Source organism: Segatella hominis, assembly GCF_019249725.2.
Classification (GTDB): domain Bacteria; phylum Bacteroidota; class Bacteroidia; order Bacteroidales; family Bacteroidaceae; genus Prevotella.
This window is the reverse complement of record NZ_CP137559.1, coordinates 2038224-2065000: the sequence shown is the minus strand read 5'-3', so window position 1 is coordinate 2065000 and position 26777 is coordinate 2038224. Positions and strand designations below refer to the sequence as shown.

General features: G+C 42.2%; 22 protein-coding genes and 3 tRNA genes (1 of these 25 only partly in view). 23 read left to right on the top strand and 2 right to left on the bottom strand.

Translation table 11 applies throughout. The features are described from left to right. The 7 genes from KUA50_RS08595 to KUA50_RS08565 form a co-directional block, all read left to right on the top strand. On the top strand, positions 1 to 702 hold the 3' portion of the coding sequence (locus KUA50_RS08595) for a sensor histidine kinase (RefSeq protein ID WP_218457265.1). It extends 465 nt beyond the left edge of the window; only the last 702 of its 1167 coding nucleotides appear in the window; its start codon lies beyond the left edge, outside the window; its stop codon occupies positions 700 to 702. A 144-nt stretch (positions 703 to 846) separates the two neighbouring features. Then, positions 847 to 1365 (top strand): YceD family protein, encoded by a 519-nt coding sequence (locus tag KUA50_RS08590; protein ID WP_218457266.1) that lies wholly within the window; start codon positions 847 to 849, stop codon positions 1363 to 1365. Positions 1366 to 1392: 27 nt separating this feature from the next. Beyond that, the gene (rpmF, locus tag KUA50_RS08585; RefSeq protein ID WP_006848356.1) at positions 1393 to 1578 is read left to right on the top strand and encodes a 50S ribosomal protein L32; all 186 of its coding nucleotides are present in this window, start codon (positions 1393 to 1395) and stop codon (positions 1576 to 1578) included. Continuing rightward, positions 1578 to 2591 (top strand): beta-ketoacyl-ACP synthase III, encoded by a 1014-nt coding sequence (locus KUA50_RS08580; protein ID WP_022110949.1) that lies wholly within the window; start codon positions 1578 to 1580, stop codon positions 2589 to 2591. Before rpmF ends, KUA50_RS08580 begins: the two co-directional genes overlap by 1 nt. A gap of 89 nt (positions 2592 to 2680) precedes the next feature. Next, positions 2681 to 3562, top strand: coding sequence for a GTPase Era (era, locus tag KUA50_RS08575; protein ID WP_218457267.1), 882 nt, complete (start codon positions 2681 to 2683; stop codon positions 3560 to 3562). 153 nt (positions 3563 to 3715) lie between these two features. Beyond that, positions 3716 to 5029, top strand: a complete 1314-nt coding sequence (gene der / locus KUA50_RS08570) for a ribosome biogenesis GTPase Der (RefSeq protein ID WP_218457268.1) — start codon at positions 3716 to 3718, stop codon at positions 5027 to 5029. An 11-nt stretch (positions 5030 to 5040) separates the two neighbouring features. Then, on the top strand, positions 5041 to 5439 hold the full coding sequence (locus KUA50_RS08565; RefSeq protein ID WP_218457269.1) for a hypothetical protein: 399 nt from the start codon (positions 5041 to 5043) through the stop codon (positions 5437 to 5439). A 52-nt stretch (positions 5440 to 5491) separates the two neighbouring features. Here the strand turns inward: KUA50_RS08565 and KUA50_RS08560 are convergent, their stop codons facing one another. Both KUA50_RS08560 and KUA50_RS08555 read right to left on the bottom strand, forming a co-directional pair. Beyond that, a complete protein-coding gene (locus KUA50_RS08560) occupies positions 5492 to 6262 on the bottom strand; it encodes an ABC transporter ATP-binding protein (protein WP_022110954.1) in 771 nt (256 codons plus the stop codon). A gap of 33 nt (positions 6263 to 6295) precedes the next feature. Then, positions 6296 to 7042 (bottom strand): MlaE family ABC transporter permease, encoded by a 747-nt coding sequence (locus tag KUA50_RS08555; RefSeq protein WP_218457270.1) that lies wholly within the window; start codon positions 7040 to 7042, stop codon positions 6296 to 6298. A gap of 165 nt (positions 7043 to 7207) precedes the next feature. Between KUA50_RS08555 and lptB the strand changes: the two genes are divergently transcribed. From lptB to KUA50_RS08475, 16 genes are all read left to right on the top strand, one after another. Further along, positions 7208 to 8038, top strand: coding sequence for an LPS export ABC transporter ATP-binding protein (gene lptB / locus KUA50_RS08550; protein WP_022110956.1), 831 nt, complete (start codon positions 7208 to 7210; stop codon positions 8036 to 8038). A 130-nt stretch (positions 8039 to 8168) separates the two neighbouring features. Further along, positions 8169 to 9527, top strand: a complete 1359-nt coding sequence (gene tig, locus KUA50_RS08545) for a trigger factor (protein ID WP_218457271.1) — start codon at positions 8169 to 8171, stop codon at positions 9525 to 9527. Positions 9528 to 9660: 133 nt separating this feature from the next. Then, positions 9661 to 10323, top strand: a complete 663-nt coding sequence (gene clpP, locus KUA50_RS08540) for an ATP-dependent Clp endopeptidase proteolytic subunit ClpP (protein ID WP_022110779.1) — start codon at positions 9661 to 9663, stop codon at positions 10321 to 10323. Positions 10324 to 10340: 17 nt separating this feature from the next. Beyond that, complete coding sequence (clpX, locus tag KUA50_RS08535) at positions 10341 to 11567, top strand: ATP-dependent Clp protease ATP-binding subunit ClpX (RefSeq protein ID WP_218457272.1); 1227 nt, start codon at positions 10341 to 10343, stop codon at positions 11565 to 11567. 72 nt (positions 11568 to 11639) lie between these two features. Next, complete coding sequence (recQ, locus tag KUA50_RS08530) at positions 11640 to 13820, top strand: DNA helicase RecQ (protein WP_022110781.1); 2181 nt, start codon at positions 11640 to 11642, stop codon at positions 13818 to 13820. A 104-nt stretch (positions 13821 to 13924) separates the two neighbouring features. Then, the gene (gene guaB, locus KUA50_RS08525; RefSeq protein ID WP_218457273.1) at positions 13925 to 15409 is read left to right on the top strand and encodes an IMP dehydrogenase; all 1485 of its coding nucleotides are present in this window, start codon (positions 13925 to 13927) and stop codon (positions 15407 to 15409) included. 10 nt (positions 15410 to 15419) lie between these two features. Further along, positions 15420 to 16847 carry a peptidylprolyl isomerase gene (locus tag KUA50_RS08520; RefSeq protein WP_218457274.1) on the top strand — a complete coding sequence of 476 codons (1428 nt, stop codon included), beginning with the start codon at positions 15420 to 15422 and terminating at the stop codon, positions 16845 to 16847. Positions 16848 to 16859: 12 nt separating this feature from the next. Further along, complete coding sequence (locus KUA50_RS08515; RefSeq protein ID WP_218457275.1) at positions 16860 to 18311, top strand: peptidylprolyl isomerase; 1452 nt, start codon at positions 16860 to 16862, stop codon at positions 18309 to 18311. Continuing rightward, positions 18311 to 19999: an OstA-like protein gene (locus tag KUA50_RS08510; RefSeq protein ID WP_413777418.1), complete on the top strand. Its 1689-nt coding sequence runs from the start codon at positions 18311 to 18313 to the stop codon at positions 19997 to 19999. Before KUA50_RS08515 ends, KUA50_RS08510 begins: the two co-directional genes overlap by 1 nt. A gap of 26 nt (positions 20000 to 20025) precedes the next feature. Beyond that, positions 20026 to 21867, top strand: a complete 1842-nt coding sequence (gene mutL / locus KUA50_RS08505) for a DNA mismatch repair endonuclease MutL (RefSeq protein ID WP_218457277.1) — start codon at positions 20026 to 20028, stop codon at positions 21865 to 21867. Between the two features lie 162 nt (positions 21868 to 22029). Next, a complete protein-coding gene (locus tag KUA50_RS08500; RefSeq protein WP_218457278.1) occupies positions 22030 to 23178 on the top strand; it encodes an OmpA family protein in 1149 nt (382 codons plus the stop codon). A gap of 238 nt (positions 23179 to 23416) precedes the next feature. Beyond that, positions 23417 to 23491 (top strand) — tRNA-Val (locus tag KUA50_RS08495). A 23-nt stretch (positions 23492 to 23514) separates the two neighbouring features. Then, positions 23515 to 23589: transfer RNA gene (locus KUA50_RS08490), tRNA-Val, on the top strand. 50 nt (positions 23590 to 23639) lie between these two features. Continuing rightward, positions 23640 to 23714: transfer RNA gene (locus KUA50_RS08485), tRNA-Val, on the top strand. A 131-nt stretch (positions 23715 to 23845) separates the two neighbouring features. Continuing rightward, positions 23846 to 25192 (top strand): adenylosuccinate lyase, encoded by a 1347-nt coding sequence (gene purB / locus KUA50_RS08480; protein WP_022110788.1) that lies wholly within the window; start codon positions 23846 to 23848, stop codon positions 25190 to 25192. 104 nt (positions 25193 to 25296) lie between these two features. Beyond that, positions 25297 to 26769: a pseudouridine synthase gene (locus KUA50_RS08475; RefSeq protein WP_218457279.1), complete on the top strand. Its 1473-nt coding sequence runs from the start codon at positions 25297 to 25299 to the stop codon at positions 26767 to 26769. Positions 26770 to 26777 lie beyond the last annotated feature (8 nt).

Genomic DNA, 26777 nt, shown 5'->3' with positions numbered 1-26777 from the left:
ATTGTTCTCATCTTTGTTGTCGTGGCCATCTTCGCTCTTCTTTCCTCTAAAAAAGCTGAACAGAATAAAGTTTGGGTAGGTTTGTCAAAGGAAACTGCTCATCAATTGGGAACTCCGATTTCCAGTCTGATGGCTTGGATAGAAATCTTGAAAGAAACTTATCCAGATGATGACTTAATTCCTGAGATGAATAAGGATGTGAAGCGGCTTCAATTGATAGCAGACCGTTTCTCTAAGATCGGTTCTCTTCCAGAACCGGTTCCTTCCAGCTTGAATGAGGTACTCGATCATGTCATAGATTATATGGATCGCCGTACTTCTAAATCCATACAGATGATAAAAGTGTTTCCTCAGCATGATATTATTGTCAAGATCAATGCTTCTCTTTTCGAATGGGTAATTGAGAATCTGTCTAAAAATGCGGTTGATGCCATGGGGGGAAAAGTGGGCAGGATTACGCTTCGTGTGGAAGAAACTGATAAATGCGCAGTGATTGAAGTGAGTGACACAGGAAAGGGTATCAAACGTAAAGATCTCAATAATGTGTTCAGACCTGGCTTTACCACAAAAGAAAGGGGCTGGGGACTTGGATTATCTTTAGCTAAGCGCATAGTAGAAGAATACCATAACGGTAAGATATGGGTGAAAAGTTCCGAAGTAGGAAAAGGCACTACTTTCAGGATAGAATTACCTCTTCGATAAGCGAATTTAATCGGTTGATTTCTATAAATATATTGAAATAACTGCTTAATATGCTATATTTTAGAGTTTTTTTCACTAAAAATTATTTTATCTCAAAAATAATTTGTAACTTTGCACCCCGAAACAATATACTAGTATTGTAATATGTGTAATATAGAGTCTTTTAAAATTGATCTGAAAGCGTTACCTCAGGGAGTTTCTACCCTTGAGTTTAAACTTGATGATGCATATTTTAAGGCAATTGATGCCCCTGATGTTCAGAGCGGAGAATTGTTAAGTAGTCTGTCAATCAGTCGTACAGATGATTTCTTCGAACTTAATTTTCATACTGAAGGCATTGTACACATACCTTGCGATATCTGTCTGGACGATATGGAGCAATCTATTGAGACTGATGACCGATTAGTCGTAAGATTTGGAGAAGACTACTCAGAAGAAGATGACCTCGTGATTGTGGCCGAGAACGAAGGAATACTCGATGTCGCGTGGTTCATCTATGAATTTATAGCCCTCAACATTCCTATCAAGCATGTGCATGCACCTGGAAAATGCAATCCTGCTATGATTGAAAAGCTTCAAGAGCATTCTGCCGCCCGAAGCGGCGAGGAAGAAGAGGAAATTGTAGATCCGCGCTGGGCAGCACTCTTAAAATTGAAAAAGTAAAAATTAAAATTTAAACATTTAAAAATTATGGCACATCCTAAAAGAAGACAGTCAAAGACACGTACACTTAAGAGAAGAACTCATGATAAGGCAGTAGCTCCTACATTGGCAGTTTGCCCTAACTGTGGTGCATATTACGTTTACCACACTGTTTGCCCAACTTGCGGTTACTACAGAGGCAAGGTTGCAATTGTTAAGGAAGCAGCTGAATAATGGGTAAAATTAATGCTGTAATTACTGGTGTAGGTGGATACGTGCCTGACTATATCCTCAACAATGAGGAATTGTCTCGTATGGTGGACACTACCGATGAGTGGATTACTACCCGTGTTGGAATCAAAGAGCGCCGTATTCTTACTGAAGAAGGTCTCGGAACCAGTTACTTGGCCCGAAAGGCAGCCAAGCAGTTGATTCAGAAGACTGGTGTTGATCCTGATACAATTGATGCACTTATTGTGACAACAACTACACCAGATTATAAGTTCCCATCTACAGCATCTATTGTCTTGGGCAAGCTTGGATTGAAAAATGCTTTTGCATTTGATTTTTCAGCTGCTTGCTGCGGATTCTTGTATTCACTTGATGTTGCTGCCAGCATGATTCAAAGTGGACGCTTTAAGAAGATTATTGTTATCGGTGCTGATAAGATGTCTTCTTTGGTAGATTATACAGACCGTGCAACATGTGTCCTCTTCGGTGACGGAGCTGGCGCAGTTCTTGTCGAGGCAACAGAGGAAGAAAATGTAGGTGTTCAGAACTCATACCTGCGTACTGATGGTAAGGGCTTGCCTTTCCTTCATATGAAGGCTGGTGGTTCTGTTTGTCCTCCATCTCGATTCACTGTAGATCATAGAATGCATTACCTCTATCAGGAGGGTCGTACAGTTTTCCGCTATGCGGTAACTGATATGAGCAATGATGTGATGAAAATCATGGAGATGAACAACTTGGCAGCAGACGATGTAAACTGGGTAATTCCTCACGAGGCAAACCTTCGTATTATCGAGGCGGTAACCAAACGTGCTGGTATTCCTTTGGACAAGGTCGTTGTCAACATCGATCATTATGGTAATACAAGTGCAGCTACAATTCCTTTGGCATTGTGGGATGCTGAAAGCAAACTCAAGAAGGGTGATAATGTCATCTTTACTGCTTTTGGTGCTGGATTTGTACATGGTGCATCGTTCTATAAGTGGGCTTATGATGGCTCTGCTTACGGAAAATAATAAAAAAATAAATATCCAAAAATAAAAAAGACGCATCTCTTATGAGAAATAAGAAAGATGCGTCTTTTTAGCTTAAATCAAGTTTGTTTATGCATAAGGCAGGTTTCGTCAATATAGTAGGTAATCCTAATGTTGGTAAGAGTACACTGATGAATCAATTGGTGGGCGAACGTATCAGTATCGCTACTTTTAAGGCTCAAACAACTCGTCATCGTATCATGGGTATTGTTAATACCGATGATATGCAGATTGTGTTTTCTGATACTCCTGGTGTCTTGAAGCCAAATTACAAGATGCAGGAGATGATGCTTGCATTCTCGGAGAGTGCTTTGGCTGATGCTGATATTCTTCTTTATGTTACCGACGTCGTGGAAAATCCTGAAAAAAATCTGGATTTTCTGGAAAAGGTACGAAAGATGACTATTCCTGTCTTGCTGTTGATTAACAAAATTGATGAGAGTGACCAAACTAAATTAGGAGATATTGTTGAGAAGTGGCACTCTTTGTTGCCTGATGCTGAAATCTTACCTATTTCTGCTAAAAATAAGTTTGGTGTAGATATGCTTTTGAAGCGTATCAAAGAACTACTGCCTGAGTCTCCTGCCTTTTTTGATAAAGACCAGTTGACTGATAAGCCAGCTCGTTTCTTTGTTTCAGAGATTATTCGTGAAAAGATTCTACTTTATTACGATAAGGAAATTCCATATTCTGTTGAAGTAAGAGTGGAGCGCTTTAAGGAAGATGAGCATAAGATTCACATCAACGCAGTGATTTATGTGGAGCGTGATTCTCAGAAGGGTATTATCATTGGTCATCAAGGTATTGCGCTGAAGAAGGTGAACACAGAATCACGCAAGGCTCTGGAAAAATTCTTCGACAAGAAAATTTTCCTGGAAACTTTCGTCAAAGTTGATAAGGATTGGCGTAGTTCTCAGAAAGAACTGGATGCTTTCGGATATAATCCGGAGTAATATTGATAAAACATAACTCCCTGAATGTAATCGAGGGAGTTACTCTCGCTGATTGGCGAGGGCCGGAGCATGGTCAGCTTCGGCAAATTTTTAACTTGGATGCAGAGACCACATCCTTGAAGCCTCCTAAAGGAAGGGGGAAAAATGACTTTTATGGCAAATTTAGTAGCAATTGTAGGTCGCCCAAATGTGGGTAAATCTACTTTATTCAATCGTTTGACGCAATCTCGTCGCGCTATTGTAAGCGATACGGCTGGTACTACTCGTGACCGCCAGTATGGTAAGTGCAGTTGGAATGGTAGAGAATTTTCTGTAGTGGATACGGGAGGTTGGGTTGTTAAATCTGATGATATTTTTGAAGATGCTATCCGTAAGCAGGTGTTGGTAGCTACAGAAGAGGCTGATTTGGTTCTCTTTCTGGTGGATGTAAATACTGGTTTGACGGACTGGGATGAGGATGTTGCGCTTATTCTCCGTCGTGCCAAATTGCCTGTAATCCTCGTAGCCAACAAAGTAGATAATAGTGCAGAATATTATCAGGCAGCTGAGTTCTATAAGTTAGGATTGGGTGATCCTCAGTGTATTAGTGCAGCTACAGGTGGTGGAACAGGTGATTTACTGGATATGATTTTGGATAAACTCCAGGATAATCCAGAGGAAAGTATTGATGAAGATATTCCACGTTTTGCTGTTGTCGGTCGTCCTAATGCTGGTAAGAGCAGTATTATCAATGCATTTATCGGTGAGGATCGTAATATCGTGACTGAAATTGCAGGTACGACTCGTGATAGTATCTATACGAGATATGATAAATTCGGCTTTGATTTTTATTTGGTGGATACTGCTGGTATTCGTCGTAAAAACAAGGTGAGTGAGGATCTGGAGTTCTATTCTGTTATGCGCTCTATCCGTGCGATAGAAAATAGTGATGTGTGTATCTTGATGCTTGATGCTACCCGTGGTATTGAGACTCAGGATATGAATATTTTCCAGTTGATCCAGAAGAATAATAAGAGTCTGGTTGTTGTAGTGAATAAATGGGACTTAGTAGAGGAAAAGAATCAAAAGGTTATTGATACTTTCGAGAATGCAATCCGCAAGCGTATGGCTCCATTCGTTGACTTCCCTATCATCTTTGCTTCTGCTTTGACTAAGCAGCGTATTTTCAGAGTTTTGGAAACTGCTAAGCAGGTTTATCAGAATCGTAAGGTTCACATCGGAACTTCTAAACTGAATGAGGTCATGCTTCCTATCATTGAGGCTTTTCCTCCTCAGAGTATCAAGGGTAAATACATTAAGATTAAATATTGTACACAGTTGCCTAACACAACGATTCCGTCGTTTGTGTTCTACGCCAACTTACCACAGTATGTGAAGGAGAATTATCGTAGATTCTTGGAGAACAAGATTCGCGAGAACTGGTCTTTGCATGGCTGTCCAATTAATATTTTTATCCGTCAAAAGTAATTGGAGCTAAGATGAAGAAATTCTTGTTTTTCATGATATTGGGCATAGGATTGGTATTTGCTTCGTGTAAGAAGGAAACTCCTGATCCTGGTTATTTTGCCGGGATTGCAGCCAAGGGTTATTATGACTTGCTCTTAGCGGGGAAATATAATGATTTTGTGGCTGGATACAATCAGCCGAATCGTATTTCTAAAGGTTATCATGAGCAATTGTTGCTGAATGCCCGGATGTTTATGGAGCAGCAGCAAGAAGAACATAAGGGACTGGCTGGTATTCATGTTCTGCATGCCAAGGCTGATACTGCTCGCCATGTGGCTGATGTTTTCTTACAGATGGTATATGGTGATAGTACTAAAGAACAGGTTGTTGTGCCCATGGTACTGGTCCATGGTGATTGGAAAATGAGATGAAAATAAAAAAGCTATCAGCTCTATGCTGGTAGCTTTTTTATTTTCTGTATTATTATGGTTTCGCTTCTTTCATTTCTACTTCTTTTACCTTGCGGAAGAGGTCTGAAGCAAAGACAAGGTCGTTCAGCTTTTCATTTGTGGATGAAATGACTTCATCCTTGTTGCCTTGCCATTCTTTTTTTCCTTGGTAGATAAAACAAATATTTTCACCGATACCCATTACAGAATTCATATCGTGGGTATTTATGATAGTTGTCATGTTGTAATCCTTGGTGATGCCTGAGAGTAATTCGTCTATGACCAATGATGTTTTTGGATCAAGACCGGAGTTTGGCTCGTCACAGAACAAGTACTTGGGATTCATGACAATAGCGCGTGCGATGGCAACACGCTTCTGCATACCTCCAGAAATCTCACCTGGAAATTTGTGCTGGGCATCAATCAGGTTTACGCGATCAAGACATTCCTGAGCTCTTTTTACTCTTTCCTTGTAATTCATGTTGGAAAACATGTCGAGTGGAAACATCACGTTTTCTAAAACCGGCAAGGAATCGAAGAGTGCTGCGCTTTGGAAAATCATGCCCATCTCTCTGCGCATGAATACCTTTTCTTTCTTAGACATCTGTACGAAGTTGCGCCCGTCATACAGTACTTCACCACTTGTAGGTTCTAATAATCCAACAAGATTTTTCATCAAGACTGTCTTACCTGAGCCGCTCTGACCAATAATCAAGTTGGTTTTGCCGGTCTCAAATACCATATTTATATTGTTGAGAACAGTCTTGTCACCGAAAGACTTAGTCAAGTTTTTAACTTCAATCATAATCTTATAGAATAATTTGAGGTATTTGAGTTGTTATGAAAGCACTTGGGTAAGGAATACGTCAGAGAAGAGTATTAAAACACTTGAGCTGACTACTGCATCCGTAGATGCTGTACCTACTTCTACAGAACCTCCTTCCACCGTATAACCGAAAAAGGATGATACACTGGCGATGATGTATGCAAAAAACAAGCTTTTGATGATGCTCATCCATACAAACCATTGATTGAATGAATGCTGAAGTCCCAATGTCAGGTCGTCTGGAGGTAGGATGTGTCCGATATAAGCTGTACCATACGCACCGATGATGCCCATACCTGAACTGAAAATTACCAGAAAAGGCATGATGGTAACCAAACCTAAGATTTTAGGTAAGATCAAATAACATGCAGAATTTACCCCCATGATATCCAGCGCATCAATCTGTTGGGTTACTCTCATGGTTCCCAGTTCAGATGCGATATTGGAACCTACCTTTCCGGCAAGAATCAGACACATGATACTGGAAGAAAACTCCAGCAGCATGATTTCTCGTGTGGTATAACCAGATACCCATCTTGGCATCCAAGGACTTTGGATGTTTAATTTCATCTGAATACAAATTACTGCTCCTATGAAAAATGAAATGAGCAGTACGATGCCAATGGAGTTGACACCCAACTGTGACATTTCTTTCACATATTGTTTCAGAAACATGCGCATACGCTCAGGACGTGAAAAAGCGCGCCCCATTAAGATAAGATATTTACCGAAGGTGGTAAGCCATTTTGATATTAACATGCTAATAAATCTCTGTTTAATGGTGCAAAAGTAACCAAAATCCTCTAAAAAACTACTATATAATGAATAGTTTTTTGATTTTATAAGTGATATTTGCTTGTTTTTTAGTATTTTTGCACCAAAAATGCGGAGAATGAATAGTTCTTCACTCTAAAAATGCAAATTATGGACGAAATAATTAATAATCAACAGCAATCGGATTGTAGCGATAAACTGGTTCTCAGAACTGAGGGTTTGGTGAAACGTTATGGTAAAAGAACTGTCGCCAATGGTGTTACCATCAATGTGAAGCAGGGAGAAATCGTAGGTTTGCTTGGACCAAATGGTGCAGGTAAGACAACTTCTTTCTATATGACTACAGGTTTGGTTGTACCTAATGAAGGTCATGTTTATCTGGGTGATCAGGATATTACCAATTATCCTGTGTATAAACGCGCCCGTGCAGGTATTGGCTATTTGCCTCAGGAGGCAAGTGTCTTTCGAAAAATGAGTGTGGAGGACAATATATTGTCTGTACTGGAAATGACGGGTAAACCACGCAGCTATCAGTTGGAAAAGTTAGAAAGTCTGATTAATGAATTCCGTCTCAACAAGGTCCGCAAAAACAAGGGTGATCAGTTGTCTGGTGGTGAACGTCGTCGTACCGAGATAGCCCGTTGTCTTGCCATTGATCCGAAGTTTATTATGTTGGATGAACCTTTTGCCGGTGTCGATCCTATTGCTGTAGAAGATATTCAGCATATTGTCTGGCGCCTTAAATACCGCAATATAGGAATCCTGATTACCGACCATAATGTGCAGGAGACGCTGACAATTACCGACCGTGCCTATCTTTTGTTTGAAGGTAAAATTCTGTTTCAGGGTAAGCCGGAGGATTTGGCAACCAATAAGGTGGTTCGTGAGAAGTATTTAAGTAATAGTTTTGTGCTTCGTAAAAAAGACTTCCAGCTCATTGATGAGCAGAAAAGAGCCAAAGAAGCAGAGGAAGATGGTTAAAAAAACAAATTTTTCTCTTATATATTAGGTATATTCACGAATTATGCGTAATTTTGCAAGCCAATCGTGTTGACGAACTATTAAAATATTAAGAAGAAAATAATTAATAATATAAAAACAAAACATCAAGATGAAAATTTCATTTGAAAATCCTGACAAGATTAATGGTCTTTTGACCCTCGTTGTCGAAGAGGAGGATTACAAGAATGATGTCGAGAAGACATTGAAGGACTATCGTAAGAAAGCTAACGTTCCTGGTTTCCGTCCAGGTCAGGCTCCTATGGGCATGATTAAGCGTCAGTTTGGTGCATCTGTAAAGATGGAGGCTATCAATAAGCTCGTAGGCCAGCAGATTTACAAGTATGTACAGGACAATAATATCCAGATGCTCGGTGAGCCTCTCCCATCAGAGAAGCAGGAGCCAGTTGATATTGAGAAGGATGGTCCTTATACATTCATGTTTGACATCGCTGTTGCTCCAGAGTTCAAGGTTGCTCTTTCTGGTCGTGATAAGGTAGATTACTACAATATCACTGTTGATGATAAGATTCTTGATCAGCAGGTAGATATGTACGCTTCTCGTTCTGGTAGCTATGAGAAGGCTGAGGTTTATCAGGAGAATGATATGCTGAAGGGTGACTTGCGTGAGTTGGACGAGAATGGTAACACCAAGGAAGGTGGCATTACTGTAGAGGGTGCCATGATGATGCCAAGCTACATTAAGGTAGAAGAGCAGAAGAACCTTTTCAATGATGCAAAGGTAGGTGATATCATCACATTCAATCCTAAGAAGGCTTATCCAGATAACGATACAGAGGTAGCTCAGCTCTTGAAGATTGAGCGTGATTCTGTGAAGGATTTGGAGTCTGAGTTCAGCTATCAGGTTACAGAAATCCAGCGTTTCAAGAAGCATGAGGTAAACGAGGAGCTCTTCAAGTTGGCTCTTGGTGAGGATACAGATGTGAAGGACGAGGCTGCTTTCCGTGCTAAGATTGCTGAGGGTTTGCAGGCACAGTTGGTAGGCGACTCTGATTATAAGTTCCTCCTTGATGTTCGTGCTCACTGCGAGAAGAAGGTTGGCAAGTTGCAATTCCCAGATGCGTTGTTGAAGCGTATCATGTTGGCTAACAACAAGGATAAGGGCGAGGACTTCGTAGAGAAGAACTACGAGGAGAGCCTTAAGGAGTTGACTTGGCATTTGATCAAGGAGCAGCTTATCAAGGCTCAGGATATCAAGATTAACGACGAAGATATCAAGGAGACTGCAAAGGAAGCAGCTCGTGCACAGTTCGCTCAGTATGGTATGACCAACATTCCTGAGGAGTATGTTGAGAACTATGCAAATGAGATTCTCAAGAAGGGTAACTCTACAGATGCATTGGTAGATCGCTCTATCGACCGTAAGTTGGCTACAGCATTGAAGACTGTTGTTAAGTTGAACGAAAAGGAGATTTCTGTTGAGGATTTCAACAAGATGATGCAAGAATAATATTTTTTTAGAAAAAATATCAGATTTATTTCGAGGTTATCGACTTTTTTTATTATCTTTGTTCCACAGAACGAGATGTAGAGGTCGATAACCTCGATTTTCGTATATAAATTTGAATAATAAATGATGTAATATGAACGATTTTAGAAAATATGCAACCAAGCATCTTGGCATTAATGGAATGGTGCTTGATGATGTCATCAAGTCGCAGGCTAAGTATTTGAATCCTTATATTCTGGAGGAGCGTCAGCTCAATGTAACTCAGATGGATGTTTTCTCTCGTCTGATGATGGATCGTATTATCTTCTTGGGTACTGAGATTGATGACTATACAGCAAATACACTTCAGGCACAGTTGCTTTATTTGGATTCTGTAGATAGCGGCAAGGATATTTCAATCTATATTAATAGCCCTGGTGGTAGCGTGACTGCAGGTTTGGGTATTTATGACACCATGCAGTTTATTTCTTCAGATGTGGCTACTATCTGTACAGGTATGGCTGCTTCTATGGGTGCAGTTCTTCTTGTTGCTGGTCAAGAGGGCAAGCGTTCTGCTTTGCCTCATAGCCGTGTGATGATTCATCAGCCACTCGGTGGTGTTCAGGGTCAGGCTTCTGATATCGAGATTGAAGCAAAGGAAATTCAAAAATTCAAGAAAGAATTATATACGATTATTTCTAACCATTCTCATACTCCATACGAGAAAGTTTGGGCAGACAGTGATAGAAATTACTGGATGACAGCAGAAGAGGCAAAGGAATATGGTATGATTGATTCTGTTTTGGTACGAAAATAATATATATATAATAAGGTATGCCAAAGAAAGTATGTAGCTTCTGTGGACGTAGTGAATCTGAGGTGAAACTGCTGATTACTGGTGTCAGTGGTTTTATCTGTGAGGATTGTGCGCGTCAGGCCTGGGATATAGTCCAGTCAACAGGAGTTTTAAAGGATGATAAATCAAGTTCTTTTGAACTGAAAGATGTTCCAAAGCCTGTTGAAATCAAGAAGTATCTTGATGAGTATATAATAGGTCAGGATGAGGCTAAGCGCTATTTGTCAGTTTCTGTCTATAACCATTACAAGCGTTTGCAGCAGCAGAAGACTGATGATGGCGTGGAAATCGAAAAGAGTAATATTATTATGGTAGGAAGCACGGGTACTGGTAAGACTCTTCTCGCCAGAACCATAGCCAAGATGCTGGACGTTCCTTTTACCATTGTAGATGCCACTGTTTTTACAGAAGCAGGTTATGTGGGTGAGGATGTAGAGAGCATCTTGAGCCGATTGCTTCAGGTTGCCGACTATGATGTTGCTGCAGCAGAAAGAGGTATTGTCTTTATTGATGAGATAGATAAGATTGCACGTAAGAGTGATAATCCTTCTATTACCCGTGATGTAAGTGGTGAAGGTGTGCAGCAGGGCTTGCTGAAACTTTTGGAAGGAACGATGGTCAATGTTCCACCAAAGGGAGGAAGAAAGCATCCTGATCAGGATTACATCCATGTGGATACAAGAAATATCCTCTTTATCTGTGGTGGTGCTTTTGATGGCATAGAGCAGAAGATAGCCCAGCGCCTCAATACGCATGTTGTTGGTTACAACTCTGTTCAGAATGTCAGAAACATCGATAAGTCTGATTTGATGAAATATATCCTGCCACAAGACTTAAAGTCTTTTGGTCTGATACCGGAAATCATTGGTCGTTTGCCAGTCCTTACCTATCTGAATCCATTGGATAGAGCTGCTTTGCGCAAGATTTTGGTAGAACCAAAGAATTCTATTGTGAAGCAGTATGTCAAACTGATGGAGATGGACGGTATAGAATTGACTTTCGATGAGGATGCGTTGGATTGTATAGTTGATAAGGCTGTAGAATACAAATTGGGTGCTCGTGGACTCCGTTCTATTGTTGAAGCAATCATGATGGATGCCATGTTTGAGATTCCATCCAAGAAAGTTAAGAAGTTTAAGGTGACTTTGGAATATGCAAAGTCACAATTAGATAAGGCTCATTTGCAAAAATTGGAGTCAGCATAAAAGTTCAATGGGCTAATCCCCATTGGACTTATACCATAGAACATAAAATAGATTTTAATTGATAAGTTGAATATGGCAGAACAGGTTAATCTTACAGGTCAGCTTAAGCGCTATTTCGGTTTTGATAAGTTTAAAGGCGAGCAGGAAGCTATCATCAGAAATCTGATGAGTGGTCATGATACATTTGTGCTTATGCCTACTGGAGGTGGAAAGAGTTTGTGTTATCAGTTGCCTTCCCTCATCATGGAGGGAACGGCCATTGTCATTTCTCCATTGATAGCATTGATGAAAAATCAGGTAGATGTCATCAATGGTCTCAGTGAAGATGATGGTGTGGCACATTATTTGAACTCTTCCCTCAACAAATCGGCAATAGAAAAGGTGAAGGAAGATATCCTGTCTGGAAAGACCAAACTCCTCTATGTGGCTCCAGAATCTTTGACAAAAGAGGATAATGTGGATTTCTTGAAGACCGTCAAGATTTCCTTCTATGCAGTTGATGAAGCTCATTGTATTTCTGAATGGGGACATGATTTCCGTCCAGAATATAGGCGAATCCGTCCGATTATCAATGAGATTGGTAATGCGCCTGTCATTGCCCTTACTGCCACTGCTACAGATAAAGTGCGAACTGATATCAAGAAAAGTCTGGGTATTGTGGATGCCAAGGAATTTAAAAGTTCCTTTAATCGCGCCAACTTATATTATGAGGTACGCCCAAAGCTAAAGGATATTGATAGACAGATTATCATGTTCATCCGTCAGCATCCTGGCAAGAGCGGTATCATTTATTGCTTGTCTCGCAAGAAAGTGGAGGAATTGGCTGAGATATTAAAGGCCAACGAGATAAAGGCAGCTCCATATCATGCTGGTCTAGATTCTGCTACTCGTTCTCAGACTCAGGATGATTTCCTGATGGAGAAAATCGATGTAATCGTGGCCACCATAGCCTTTGGTATGGGTATTGACAAACCAGATGTCCGTTTTGTAATCCATTACGATATTCCAAAGAGTCTGGAAGGATATTATCAGGAAACTGGTCGTGCCGGCCGAGATGGTGGTGAAGGTATATGTATTGCCTTTTATGCCCGAAAAGACTTGAGGAAACTGGAGAAGTTTATGGAAAACAAGCCTGTGGCAGAGCAAGATATAGGCAGGCAATTGTTGCAGGAAACTGCTGCTTATGCAGAGTCTTCTGTTTGCCGTCGCAAGATGCTTCTCCATTATTTCGGTGAGGAATATTCTGAGGAAAATTGCCATAACTGTGACAACTGTCTGCATCCTACAACGAAGATCGAGGCGAAGGATGCTCTCTTGGTTGTACTTCAGGCCGTAGCTGCGGTCAAGGAGAATTTCCGTCAGGAGTATATTATCGACTTTGTGAAGGGTAGAGGTACGGATGACATCGTATCTCACAAGCACAATGATCTGGAAGAATTTGGAGCAGGTGAAGATATGGATAACAAATTGTGGAATCCAGTTATTCGTCAGGCCTTGCTTTGTGGCTATCTCAAGAAAGACGTTGAGAATTATGGACTTCTTAAACTCACTGCTGCGGGTAAGAGATTCATCAAGAATCCTGAGTCTTTTATGATTGTTGCAGATAAGGAGTTTAAGGAGGATTACGAATCTGAAAACAGTAGCGAAGGTAGTTGTGGGGCTTTGGATCCGCAATTATATGCTATGTTGAAGGATTTGCGCAAGAATTTTGCCAAGAAGCACAAACTGCCTCCGTATGTCATTTTTCAGGATGTTTCATTGGAGCAGATGGCTACTATGTATCCTGTCAATATGCAGGAACTTCAGAATGTCCAGGGTGTCGGTGCAGGTAAGGCAAAACGCTTTGGTAAGGAATTCTGCGAGTTGATCAAAAAATATTGTGCGGATAATGAGATAGAACGTCCGGAAGAACTCCGTGTACGCACAGTTGCCAAGAAGTCTATGCTGAAAGTGTCTATCATTCAAAGCATCGATCGCCAGATTGATTTGGATGATTTGGCAGAGGCAAAAGGTTTGGAGTTCGAGGAACTTCTTGACGAGATAGAAGCCATAGTCTATAGCGGAACCAAGTTGAATATCGATTATTTCATAGACGAAGTCGTAGATGATGATCATGTAGATGATATTTATGACTACTTTATGGAAAGCGAAACTGATGACTTGAATACTGCTGTAGAAGAGCTTGGAGAAGATTATTCTGAGGATGAAATTAGACTCGTGAGAATCAAGTTCTTGTCGGAACAAGCCAACTAATCACGTTAAATAGCTTTAATAAGGTAAGAAAATCGTAAAAAGTGCGTCTTATCTGAAATATTATTGCTAAATTTGCACGCAATAAATTTTTAAAAGGTTACAATATGTCATCATTTGTTGCAGATAAAATTGTAATGGACGGTCTCACTTACGACGACGTCCTTCTTATTCCTGCTTATTCAGAGGTACTGCCTAAAGAGGTAGAGTTGAAAACCAAATTTTCTCGTAACATCGAGTTGAATGTTCCATTCGTTACAGCAGCGATGGACACTGTTACCGAGGCTTCAATGGCGATTGCTATCGCCCGTGAAGGTGGTATCGGTGTGATTCACAAGAACATGACTATCGAGGAACAGGCTCGTCAGGTCGCTATTGTTAAGCGTGCTGAGAATGGTATGATTTATGACCCTGTCACTATCCGTCGTGGCAGTACAGTGAAGGACGCTCTTGATATGATGCATGATTATCATATCGGTGGTATTCCTGTAGTTGATGACGAGAATCACTTGGTTGGTATTGTTACAAATCGTGACCTTCGTTTCGAGCGTCATTTGGACAAGAAGATAGACGAGGTTATGACAAGTGAAAATCTTGTAACTACACATCTTCAGACAGACTTGATTGCAGCTGCCCAGATTCTTCAGGAAAATAAAATTGAGAAGTTGCCAGTAGTTGACAACGCTAATCATCTTGTTGGTTTGATTACCTATAAGGATATCACCAAGGCTAAGGATAAACCGATGGCTTGCAAGGATGAGAAGGGTCGTCTCCGTGTGGCTGCAGGTGTGGGTGTCACAGTAGATACTTTGGATCGTGCGAAGGCTTTGGTTGAAGCTGGAGCTGATGCTATCGTTATTGATACTGCCCATGGTCATTCTAAGGGTGTGGTTGAAAAACTGCATCAGGTAAAGGCTGCTTTCCCTAACGTAGATGTTGTCGTTGGTAATGTTGCAACAGGTGCTGCTGCTAAGTATCTGGTTGAAAATGGTGCCGATGGTGTGAAAGTAGGTATTGGCCCAGGTTCTATCTGTACTACTCGTGTGGTTGCCGGTGTAGGTGTTCCTCAGTTGAGCGCTATCTATGACGTATATTCTGCATTGCAGGGCACAGGTGTTCCATTGATTGCTGATGGAGGTCTCCGCTATTCAGGTGATGTCGTTAAGGCATTGGCTGCCGGTGGTAGCTGCGTAATGATTGGTTCACTTGTTGCAGGTACCGAGGAAAGTCCTGGTGATACAATTATCTTCAATGGTCGTAAGTTCAAGAGCTATCGCGGTATGGGTTCTTTGGAAGCTATGGAGCAGAAGAATGGTTCTAAGGACCGTTATTTCCAGAGTGATACAAAGGATGTAAAGAAATTGGTTCCAGAAGGAATCGCAGGTCGTGTTCCTTACAAGGGAACCGTTCAGGAGGTTATCTACCAGTTGATTGGTGGTTTGCGTTCAGGTATGGGCTATTGTGGTGCTGCCACTATCGGAAATCTTCACAATGCGAAGTTTACCCGTATTACTAATGCTGGTGTATTGGAGAGCCATCCACATGATATCACAATCACAAGTGAGGCTCCAAACTATAGTCGTCCAGAATAATTAATTTGATATGAAATTTTATGCGCTGATTTCTGCTATGCTTCTCTCGGGGAGCATAGCTTTTGCTCAAAATGATCCTACAGTTATGACGATTAATGGTAAGCCTGTTACTCGTTCTGAATTTGAGTACTCTTATAATAAGAACAACTCTAATGGTGTCATTGATAAGAAAACCGTAAAGGAGTATGTTGATTTGTTTGTCAACTACAAATTGAAGGTTTTGGCGGCATTGGATGCAAAGGTTGATACCTTGTCTTCTTTTAAGAAGGAATTCGAAACTTATAGAGATCAACAGGTGAGACCATCTTTTATCACATCGGATGATGTGGAGAAAGAAGCGCGTAAGATTTATAAAGAAACTCAAGAGCGTATAGATGGAGCAGGTGGTATGGTTAAGCCTGCTCACATCTTGATTTTACTTAACCAGAAAGCTACTCCTGCAGAGCAGAATGCTGCCAAGGCAAAGGCTGATTCTATTTATAAGGTCTTGAGCCGTGGTGCTGATTTTGCAGAGATGGCAAGGAAATATTCTGATGACAAGGGAACAGCCCAGAAGGGTGGTGAGTTGCCTTGGATTACCAGAGGTCAGACTGTCAAGGCTTTTGAGGATGCTGCTTATTCCATGAAGGTGGGTAAGTTGCATGCTCCTGTATTGTCTGAGTTTGGCTACCATATCATTAAATTGAATGGTAAGCAGAATTTCTTCCCTTATGACTCCTTGAAGAATGATATTTATCGTTTTATTGATGCAAGGGGAATCAGAGAAAGAATTATTGATGAGAAATTGGATTCTTTAGTTAAAGACGAGCAATCTTCTTCTGCCAAGGAAACTTTGCTGGAGAAGAAGGCTGAAGAGTTGTCTGCTAAGGATTCAGACTTGAAATATCTGATACAGGAATATCATGATGGTCTCTTGTTGTATGAGATCAGTAATCGTCTTGTATGGGATAAAGCGGCAAAAGATGAAAAGGGATTAGCCTCTTATTTTGCCAAGAATAAGAAAAAATATAAGTGGGAACAGCCTCGCTTTAAGGGTATCGCCTATCATGTGAAGAATGAAGCCGATATCAAGGCGGTTAAAAAGAGTGTAAAGGGTAAACCTTTTGCTGAATGGGCTGAAATCCTGCGTAATACTTTCAATAAGGATTCCGTGATTCGTATCCGTGTTGAAAAGGGTATATTTAAGAAAGGTGATCATGCATTGGTAGATAAGATGGTTTTCCATAAGGATACTACGGTGCAGGCTGTCAAGGATTATCCTTTTGATGCCACTTTTGGAAAAGTTCTGAAAAAGGCCCCAGAGGATTATACCGATGTGAAGGCTTTGGTTGTTGCCGACTATCAGGACCAGTTGGAGAAAGATTGGGTGGCAACATTAAGAAAAAAATATCCTGTATTTGTGGACGAGAAGGTCCTGGATACAGTCAATAAACATTAAAAAAGAAAATTCATGAATCTTGAAAATAAAATAGGGCTGGCATTTGTTGCTTTGTTGTTCTTGGTTGGTATTTCTGCTAATGCCAACAAAGCTTTGCGTGGTTTTGCTGCACAGGATGCTGACTCTTCTCAAGTGGATGCAACTCTTGCTGATAGTCAGGTGATCAATGAAGCAAGTGTTGTGGATGAGGTGATATGGGTAGTAGGTGACGAACCTATATTGAAGTCTGAGGTTGAGGCTACCCGTTTGCAAAGTGAGGCAGAAGGAATCAAGTATGCTGGTGATCCTGATTGTTCTATCCCAGAGCAGATAGCCCTTCAGAAACTGTTCTTGCACCAGGCGGCAATCGATAGTATTGAAGTATCGGAGTCGGAGGTTATGAATGGTATTGATGAGCAAATCAATTACTGGGTTTCGCTGGCGGGTTCTCGTGAAAAATTGGAGGAATATAGAAAGCAGAGTATTTCACAGATGCGCCAATCCATGCATGATGATTTCAAGAATCGCCAGCTGATTCAAAAGATGAAGGAAGAATTGGTCAAGGATATCAAGGTTTCTCCTGCACAGGTTAGACAGTATTTCAAGAATCTTCCTGCCGACAGCATACCTTTTGTGCCAACAGAAGTGGAGGTGGAAATCTTGACCAACCAGCCTAAGATTTCCATGGAGGAAATCACTCGTGTCAAGAACGAACTGCGTGAATTTACAGATCGTGTCAATAAGGGTGAAACTTCTTTTGCCACTTTAGCACGTCTTTATTCTGAAGATCCAGGCTCTGCACGCATGGGTGGTGAAATGGATTATGTAGGTCGTGGTATGTTGGATCCTGCATTTGCCAATGTAGCGTTCAACTTGACTGACCCTAAGAAAATTTCCAAAATCGTAGAGTCTGAGTTCGGTTATCATATCATCCAGTTGATTGATAAACGAGGTGATAAAATCAAGGTTCGCCACATCCTTCTGAAGCCAAACGTATCTCAGGAGGCCATTGACAAGTCTTTGTCAAGATTAGATTCAATTGCTACCGACATCAGAAACAAGAAGTTTACATTCGAGGATGCAGCTACAGTCATTTCTGATGATAAGGATACCCGTTCCAACAAGGGTTTGATGGCCAATACAACTCAGGGAGGAACCCGTACATCCCGATTCCAGTTGAAAGATCTTCCTACAGAGGTGGCTCGTGCCATTGATACGATGAAGGTAGGAGAAATCTCCGCACCTTTCACCATGATTAATTCCAGAGGTAAGACAACTTGTGCTATCGTGAAACTTCTCAATAAAGTGGAAGGACATCGTGCTACCATTACAGAGGATTTCCAGGTGATGAAGGATGTCGTCTTGGCTAAAGAACGTGAGAAGACTTTGCATGATTGGGTGGTTGATAAGATAAAGCGTACTTATGTGCGCATGAACGATCGCTACAAAAATTGTAAATTTGAATATCAAGGTTGGGTTAAATGATGAGTAAGAATTTTCTCAATAATAATAACAGGCATAGAATCAAGCTCCTGCTGATTCTATGCCTATTTGGATTTTGTTTGGTGCAAGCCATGCAGAGTCCCAAGAAAAAGGCGAAGCGCCCACAAGGCGACCGTGTTTACCTTCTTCATGCGGATGTACTGAAGTATGATATGTTTGGTAGTAATCCTGATGCGCAGATTGTCAAAGGTAAGGTCTCGTTCCTTCATCAGGGGGCGCATCTTACTTGCGACAGTGCCTATTTTTACCAAAACACCAATTCGGTGAAAGCGTTCGGTCATGTGCATTTCCGTCAGGGTGATACTTTGTCCTTGGTTTGTGACAGGGCAGAATATGACGGTTTGATGCAGATGATGAGAGCCCGCAAAAATGTGGTTTTGCACCATCGCAGACAAGTCCTGCGTACCGATAGCTTGGATTATGACCGTTTGTATGAAATGGCCAACTTCTTTGAAGGTGGAACGCTGATTGACGGTAGGGACCGCCTTGTATCAGATTGGGGTGAATATCATACAAAGACCCGAGAGGCTAAGTTTGTCTTCAATGTGAAACTCCGTAGCGGAAAGGACCTGGTGACTACCGATACCTTATATTATGATGTAAGGAAATCAACAGCCCACATGGTAGGTCCTTCCAGAATTGTCTCCGGCTCCAGTGTGGTTAATACCAAGGATGGCTATTATAATACCAAGACAGATCGTGCCCGGTTGTATGGCCGCTCCACTTTAGTGGATAAGGACAAGACCATTACGGGTGATAGTCTTTACTATGTGAAAGACGGAAACAGTCAGGGCTTCGGTAATGTGATTTACAATGATAAGAGAAACCGCAATACCCTTCACTGCAACTATTTGCGTTATAATGAAAAGACAGGATATGGTTTTGCCACCCGTAATCCGGTAGCCATTGATTATTCACAGAAGGATACTTTGTGGGTGCATTCAGATACCATGAAGATTTATACCTTCCATATCAATACCGATTCTGTTTATCGCAAGGTGCATGCCTACAGCAAGGTGCGAGCTTACCGACAGGATGTCCAGGCAGTTTGCGATTCCATGGTATTCAATTCCCAGGATTCATGCATGACCATGTATAAGGACCCGATTGTATGGAATCTGAATCGTCAACTCCTTGGAGAAGAAATCAAGGTTTACATGAATGACTCTACGGTGCGCATGGCTCATGTCATCGGACAGGCACTCTCTGTGGATGTGATGCCAGATAGCGTGCATTTCAATCAGGTAACTTCCAAGGAGATGAAGGCTTACTTTGAAAACGGACAGGCACGGATGGGCGAGTCTATCGGTAATGTCCAGACCATCTATTTTCTTACCAATGATAAGGATAGCTCACTGGTTGGCATGAATTATATGGAGACCGATACGATGAGAATGTACTTGTCTCCAGAACGTCAGTTGCAGAAAATATGGTCAAATAAGTCTGTAGGCACATTCTATCCGATTACCCAGGTGCCGCCAGCCAAGTTGAAACTCCCTAATTTTGCTTGGTTTGACGATATCCGCCCCAAGGATAAAAATGATATTTTCGTATGGAGAGGCAAGAAGCAAGACCAGCAGTTGAAGGTAATCAAGCGCCATGCTGCGCCTTTGCAGGTTCTTTCCAGTAAAAAGAGCGAGATGCCCGTGAAGACTGAGTCATCTCGATGATTTAGAAAAATGTAATATTATAAAAGATGAGCGATATCATTCAATTATTGCCCGATTCTGTCGCCAATCAAATAGCAGCGGGAGAAGTCATTCAGCGCCCGGCTTCAGTGATCAAAGAGTTGGTAGAAAACTCTGTTGATGCGGGTGCTAAAAATATTGATGTAGCCGTTGTGGATGCCGGTCGAACCAGTATTCAGGTGATCGATGATGGAAAGGGTATGTCAGAAACGGATGCCCGACTGGCCTTTGAGCGCCATGCCACTTCCAAGATTCGCCAGGCAGAAGACTTGTTCAATCTGCATACCAATGGATTCCGTGGTGAGGCTTTGGCCTCTATCGCAGCTGTAGCTCAGGTCGTTCTGAAATCTCGTCAGGAAGGAGAGGAAGTCGGTACTCAATTGTCTATCTCTGGTTCGCGCTTCGAGGGACAGGAAGCTTGTTCTTCTTCAGTGGGAAGTGTTTTCTCAGTGAACAATCTTTTCTATAATGTTCCTGCACGCCGCAAATTCTTGAAATCCAATTCTACGGAATTAAATAATATCCTGACAGCATTTGAACGCATCGTACTGGTCAATCCGCAGATAGCCTTTACGCTTCACAGCAACAATACAGAATTGTTTAATCTGAAGGCAGGTAATCTGAGGCAGCGCATCATCGACGTGTTTGGAAAGCGCATCAATCAGGATCTTTTGCCGGTCAATGTAGAGACGACCATGTGTAAGATTTCCGGTTTTGTGGGAAAGCCAGAAGCTGCACGCAAGAAAGGTGCCCATCAGTTCTTCTTCGTGAACGGACGATATATGAAGCATCCTTATTTCAATAAGGCGGTGATGACAGCCTACGACAGATTGGTTCCACAGGGCGAACAAGTGCCTTATTTCCTGTACTTTGATGTTAATCCCAATGACATCGATGTCAACATACATCCTACCAAGACAGAAATCAAGTTTGAAAACGAACAGGCTATCTGGCAGATCTTGATGGCAGCCGTCAAGGAATCCATTGGAATGTTCAATGATGTTCCTTCCATCGATTTTGATACGGAAGATAAACCGGATATTCCGGTGTACAATCCGGATGTGGTTTCTTCTGCTTCTGCCCCGAAGATTAGTTTAAATCCGCATTACAATCCATTCAAGTCCTCCCCATCATCCGGGAAACCAACTGCGGTAAAGCCGGTGGATGAACAGTGGGAACAGTTGTATGAAGGATTGAATAATCAGGATTCGATGGAAAGAGAAGCTGATATCTTCGAGTCGGAAAGCGAAACGGAAATCAATACATCCCAAAGTATTTTAGCCGAAAAGTCACCAGCACATTATCAATATAAAGGTAAGTATGTGATGACTGCGGTGAAGTCGGGACTGATGATCATAGACCAGCATCGGGCACATGTGAGAGTGCTTTATGAACGGTATCTTGAGCAGATTCAGCAACAGACGAGTCATTCCCAGAAAGTCCTTTTCCCAGAGGTACTTCAATTCCCAGTTTCCGACGAAGTGATCTTGGAAAAGCTTTTGCCGGAGATGAGTAAGATGGGATTTGAACTGGATAATCTGGGTGGAGGAAGTTATGCCGTCAATGCGATTCCTACCGGACTTGATGGCGTCAACCCTCTGCATCTGGTACAGGATATGGTTTTCTCAGCCAAAGAGAAGGGGGTGAAGGCCTTAGATGAGGTACATCAGTCGTTGGCTCTGACGTTGGCACGGAATGCTGCCATTCCGCAAGGACAGGTATTGAGCAATGAAGAGATGGAAACCCTTGTCAATGACCTGTTTGCGTGTAGCAACGTCAACTATACTCCCGATGGTAAAAATGTGCTTTGTATTCTCAAACAGCAGGAAATTGAGCATCTTTTAGGTTAAAATGGGGGTAAAAATGGAAAAAAGACAACTTTTTTTAAAAAAAAGTGCATTTTTTTTATGAAAAAAGGGAAAAATAAAAAAATAAGTAGTAATTTTGCCCCCAAAATATAAAAGGTGATTTCGTTTTAATGAATTATATATTGATTGTTAAATATTAAAGTTATGAAAAAGTTAATAGCTGTACTGGCATTTGCTGGTCTTTCATTGAGTGGATTTGCTCAGGATGCAACTCCTACAGAAAAGTATAGTGTTTCTACAAACTCTTTCTGGAGCAATTGGTTTGTTCAGGCTGGTATTAATTGGAATGCTTGGTATTCAAACGAGGAGCATGGTCAGAATTTCGCAACAAGTCCTTTCAAGAAGTTCCGTTCTAATCCTGGTGTTTCTGTAGCTATCGGTAAGTGGTTTACTCCTGGTATCGGTTTGCGTACCAAGTTGCAGGGTATCTGGGGTAAGCAGGTTTATGATATGGCAACAGGCGAGCAGGGCAAGTTCAATAAGTATTGGCTTTTGAACGAGCACGTCTTGTTCAACGTCAGCAATTTGCTTTACGGTTACAATGAGAACCGTGTTTGGAATGTAATTCCTTTCGTCGGTGGTGGTATTGGTCGTACAATGACTCACAACTTGTATTCAATGGACCTCTGTGCAGGTGTTCAGTCTTCTTGGAAGGTAGCTGAGAAACTCAATGTATATCTTGAGGCTGGTTGGAACCGTATCGAGCACGATATTGATGGTGGTGTCGAGCGCGGACGCCGCGGTTGGGATTCTCATGACAACAACCTCTATGCAGAGGTAGGCTTGCAGTTCAATCTTGGCAAGTCAACTTGGAAGAAGACTCCAGACGTAGATGCTATCAATGCTCTCCATCAGTCAGAGCTTGATGCACTCAATGCTAAGTTGAACGATGCTAATGCAGAGAATGAACGTTTGAAGGAGAAACTTGCTAACCAGAAGCCAGTAGAGACTCCTGCATCTGTTAAGGAGTTTGTTAATACTCCAGTTTCTGTATTCTTCAACATCAATAAGACTAACATTGCTTCTCAGCAGGATTTGGTTAACGTACAGGCTCTTGCTAAGTACGCTAAGGAGAATGGTTCTAAGTTGCTCGTCAACGGTTATGCTGATAGCGCAACAGGTACTCCTGCTATCAACCAGAAGCTTTCTGAGGGTCGTGCAGAGGCAGTTGCTTCAGAGCTCGTTAAGATGGGTGTAGAGAGAAGTAATATCACAACTCAGGCTAATGGTGGTGTAGATGAGCTTTCTCCAATCTCATTCAACCGTCGTGCTACTGTTCAGATTGCAGAGTAATCTATATTAGATATATATTAAAAAAGAGGGTGTGTCATACTTTTTATGACACATCCTCTTTTTTTTTAATGAGAAATGAGAAATGAGAAACGGGAAAAGGGTAAAAAGGTAAAAGGGTAAAAAGCTTTACTTTTTATGGGAAAATGAAGTTTTTTGAAGAAAAAAATGAAAAAAGTTGCGAAAAAATTTGGTGGAATCAAATAAAGTTCGTACCTTTGCACCCGCTTACGAAACGTAAGGGCGTTTAGCTCAGCTGGTTTAGAGCATCTGCCTTACAAGCAGAGGGTCGGCGGTTCGAATCCGTCAACGCCCACTATTAAGCTTTACGTAACGTAAGGGCGCTTAGCTCAGCTGGTTTAGAGCATCTGCCTTACAAGCAGAGGGTCGGCGGTTCGAATCCGTCAGCGCCCACTATAGGGGTGGTTCCCTGTAGTTCATTTGAGTTGCAGGGAATATTTTTCGGGCGTTTAGCTCAGCTGGTTTAGAGCATCTGCCTTACAAGCAGAGGGTCGGCGGTTCGAATCCGTCAACGCCCACTAATAGAGGTTTCACGATTACTTGTGAAACCTTTATTGTTTTTTAAGCTAATTTATCATTATTTCTTCTGTCTTTTCAGATAATTTTCCTACCTTTGCAGCCTAATCAGATATATTAATACGTATTAGATATGAATTTAGATTTGTTGACAGCCATATCACCAATTGATGGCCGTTATAGGGGAAAGACAGAAGCGCTTGCTAATTATTATTCAGAGTTTGCGCTGATTCGTTATCGTGTAAGAGTGGAAATAGAGTATTTCATCACTTTGTGTGAGCTGCCATTGCCGCAGTTGGCATCATTTGACCATGCTCTTTTTGATCGTTTGCGTGACATCTATCGTAATTTTGATGAGAACGAGGCACAACGTGTGAAGGATATTGAAAAAATAACCAATCACGATGTGAAGGCAGTCGAGTATTTTATTAAGGAAGAATTTGATAAGATCGGAGGCTTGGATGCTTATAAGGAATTTATCCATTTCGGTCTTACATCTCAGGATATCAACAATACCAGTGTTCCTCTCTCTGTCAAGGAGTCTCTGGAACAGGTGTACTATCCTCAGGTAGAGGAACTCATTGCTCAGTTGCAGACCTATGCTGATGAGTGGAAGGATGTTCCAATGTTGGCAAAGACTCACGGACAGCCAGCTTCTCCTACTCGTTTGGGTAAGGAAATCATGGTGTATGTCTATCGTCTCACAGAACAGCTCAATTCTTTGAAAGCCTGCAAGATCACTGCCAAGTTTGGTGGTGCTACTGGCAACTACAATGCCCACCACGTAGCTTATCCACAGTTCGACTGGAAGGCATTCGGCAACAAGTTTGTCAGCGAAAAGTTAGGCTTAGAGCGTGAACAATATACTACTCAGATTAGCAATTACGACTATCTGGGTGCCATCTTTGATGCCATTCGTCGTATCAACACCATCATCATCGATTTGGATCGTGATTTCTGGATGTATATCTCCATGGAGTACTTCAAGCAGAAGATCAAGGCAGGTGAGGTAGGTTCCAGTGCGATGCCCCATAAGGTAAACCCTATCGACTTCGAGAACAGTGAGGGTAACTTGGGTATTGCCAATGCCATTCTTCAGTTCCTGGCTCTGAAGTTGCCAGTAAGCCGTTTGCAGCGTGACTTGACCGACAGTACGGTTCTTCGCAACATCGGTGTTCCTTTGGGGCATGGTGTGATTGCTATTCAGAGCACCCTGAAGGGCTTGCGCAAGCTCATCTTGCACGAGGAGAAGTTGCAGGAAGATTTGAACAATACATGGGCAGTAGTGGCTGAGGCTATACAGACTATCTTGCGTCGCGAGGCTTATCCACATCCATACGAAGCACTGAAGGCTTTGACACGTACCAATAAGCACATGACAGAGGAAACCATTCATGAGTTTATCCAGGGATTAAACGTTAGTGATAGCGTGAAGGCAGAATTGATGGCGATTACCCCAAGTAATTATACAGGTATCTAAGGAGAATTGATGTGGCGTATTATTCTTAACGATATTGATTAATAAATAATAATAATAAGATTTACTAACCCAGCCGGGAGGCTATTTTTTAAGAATTAATGACTATGGATTCAGAAATCGAAAACAAAGCTCAAGGTCAATCTACTGAGAGTGAAGGAACCCGTGAGGGAGGTTATAACCCAGCAGGTGGTTATCAGCGAAATTATCACAGCAACGGACGTCCACAGCGTCCACGTATTAACTCGCAGCGTGCTTATAGCAGCGACAGAGGCAGCAGTAATAGCGAGGGCGGATTCCGCCCAGAAGGCTTCGGCGCAGGCTTGCAGAGCTCAAATGGTGAACATTCACAGCAGCGTGGTGGCTATCAACCACGTGGCGGCTATGGTCGTCCACAGGGTGGTGGCTATAATAACAATCGTGCCGGTGGTTATCAGCCACGTCAGCAGGCAGGTGGTTATCGTCCACGCTACAACAACAATAATAACGATGCTGAAGGCGGTTTCCAGCCACGTCAGCAGGGCGGTTACCAGCCACGTCAGCAGGGCGGTTATCAGCCTCGTCAGCAGGGTGGTTACCAGCCACGTCAGCAGGGTGGCGGCTACAACAGCAACCGTGGTGGCGGTTACAACAGCAACCGTGGTGGTGGCTACAACAGCAACAACCGTGGTGGTGGCTACAACAGCAACAACCGTGGTGGTGGCTACAACAACAACCGTGGTGGTGGCTACAACAACAACCGTGGCGGCTACAACAACAACCGTGGTGGCGGCTATCGTCAGCATACACCAGGCTATGATCCAAATGCAAAGTATAGCCTGAAGAAGCGTATAGAATATAAGGAGGAAAACTTTGATCCAACAGAGCCATTGCGTTTGAACAAGTTCCTTGCCAATGCAGGTGTATGCTCTCGCCGTGAGGCTGATGAGTTCATCCAGGCAGGAGTTGTTACAGTCAATGGTGAGGTTGTAACAGAGTTGGGAACCAAGATTCTCCGCACCGATGAGGTGAAGTTCCACGACGCACCAGTATCATTGGAGAAGAAGGTATATGTATTGCTCAACAAACCAAAGGATTACGTGACAACCAGCGATGATCCTCAGCAGCGCAAGACCGTGATGGATCTTGTCAAGGACGTATGCCCAGAGCGTATCTATCCAGTAGGTCGTCTCGACCGCAACACCACAGGTGTCCTCCTTCTCACCAACGATGGTGATTTGGCAAGTAAGTTGACTCATCCTAAGTTCCTGAAGAAGAAAGTATATCACGTACATCTCGACAAGAACATCACTGCTCATGATTTGCAGCAGATTCGTGATGGTATTACTTTGGATGATGGCGAGATCAAGGCAGACGCAGTAGATTATGCAGACGAGCGCGACAAGTCACAGGTGGGCATCGAAATCCACAGTGGCAAGAACCGTATCGTTCGCCGTATCTTCGAGAGCCTCGGCTACCGTGTCACCAAGCTCGACCGAGTACAGTTTGCTGGTTTGACCAAGAAGAACCTTCGTCGCGGTGACTGGCGTTTCCTCACAGAGAAAGAGGTAGATATGCTCCGCATGGGTGCTTTTGAATAAGAAACAAT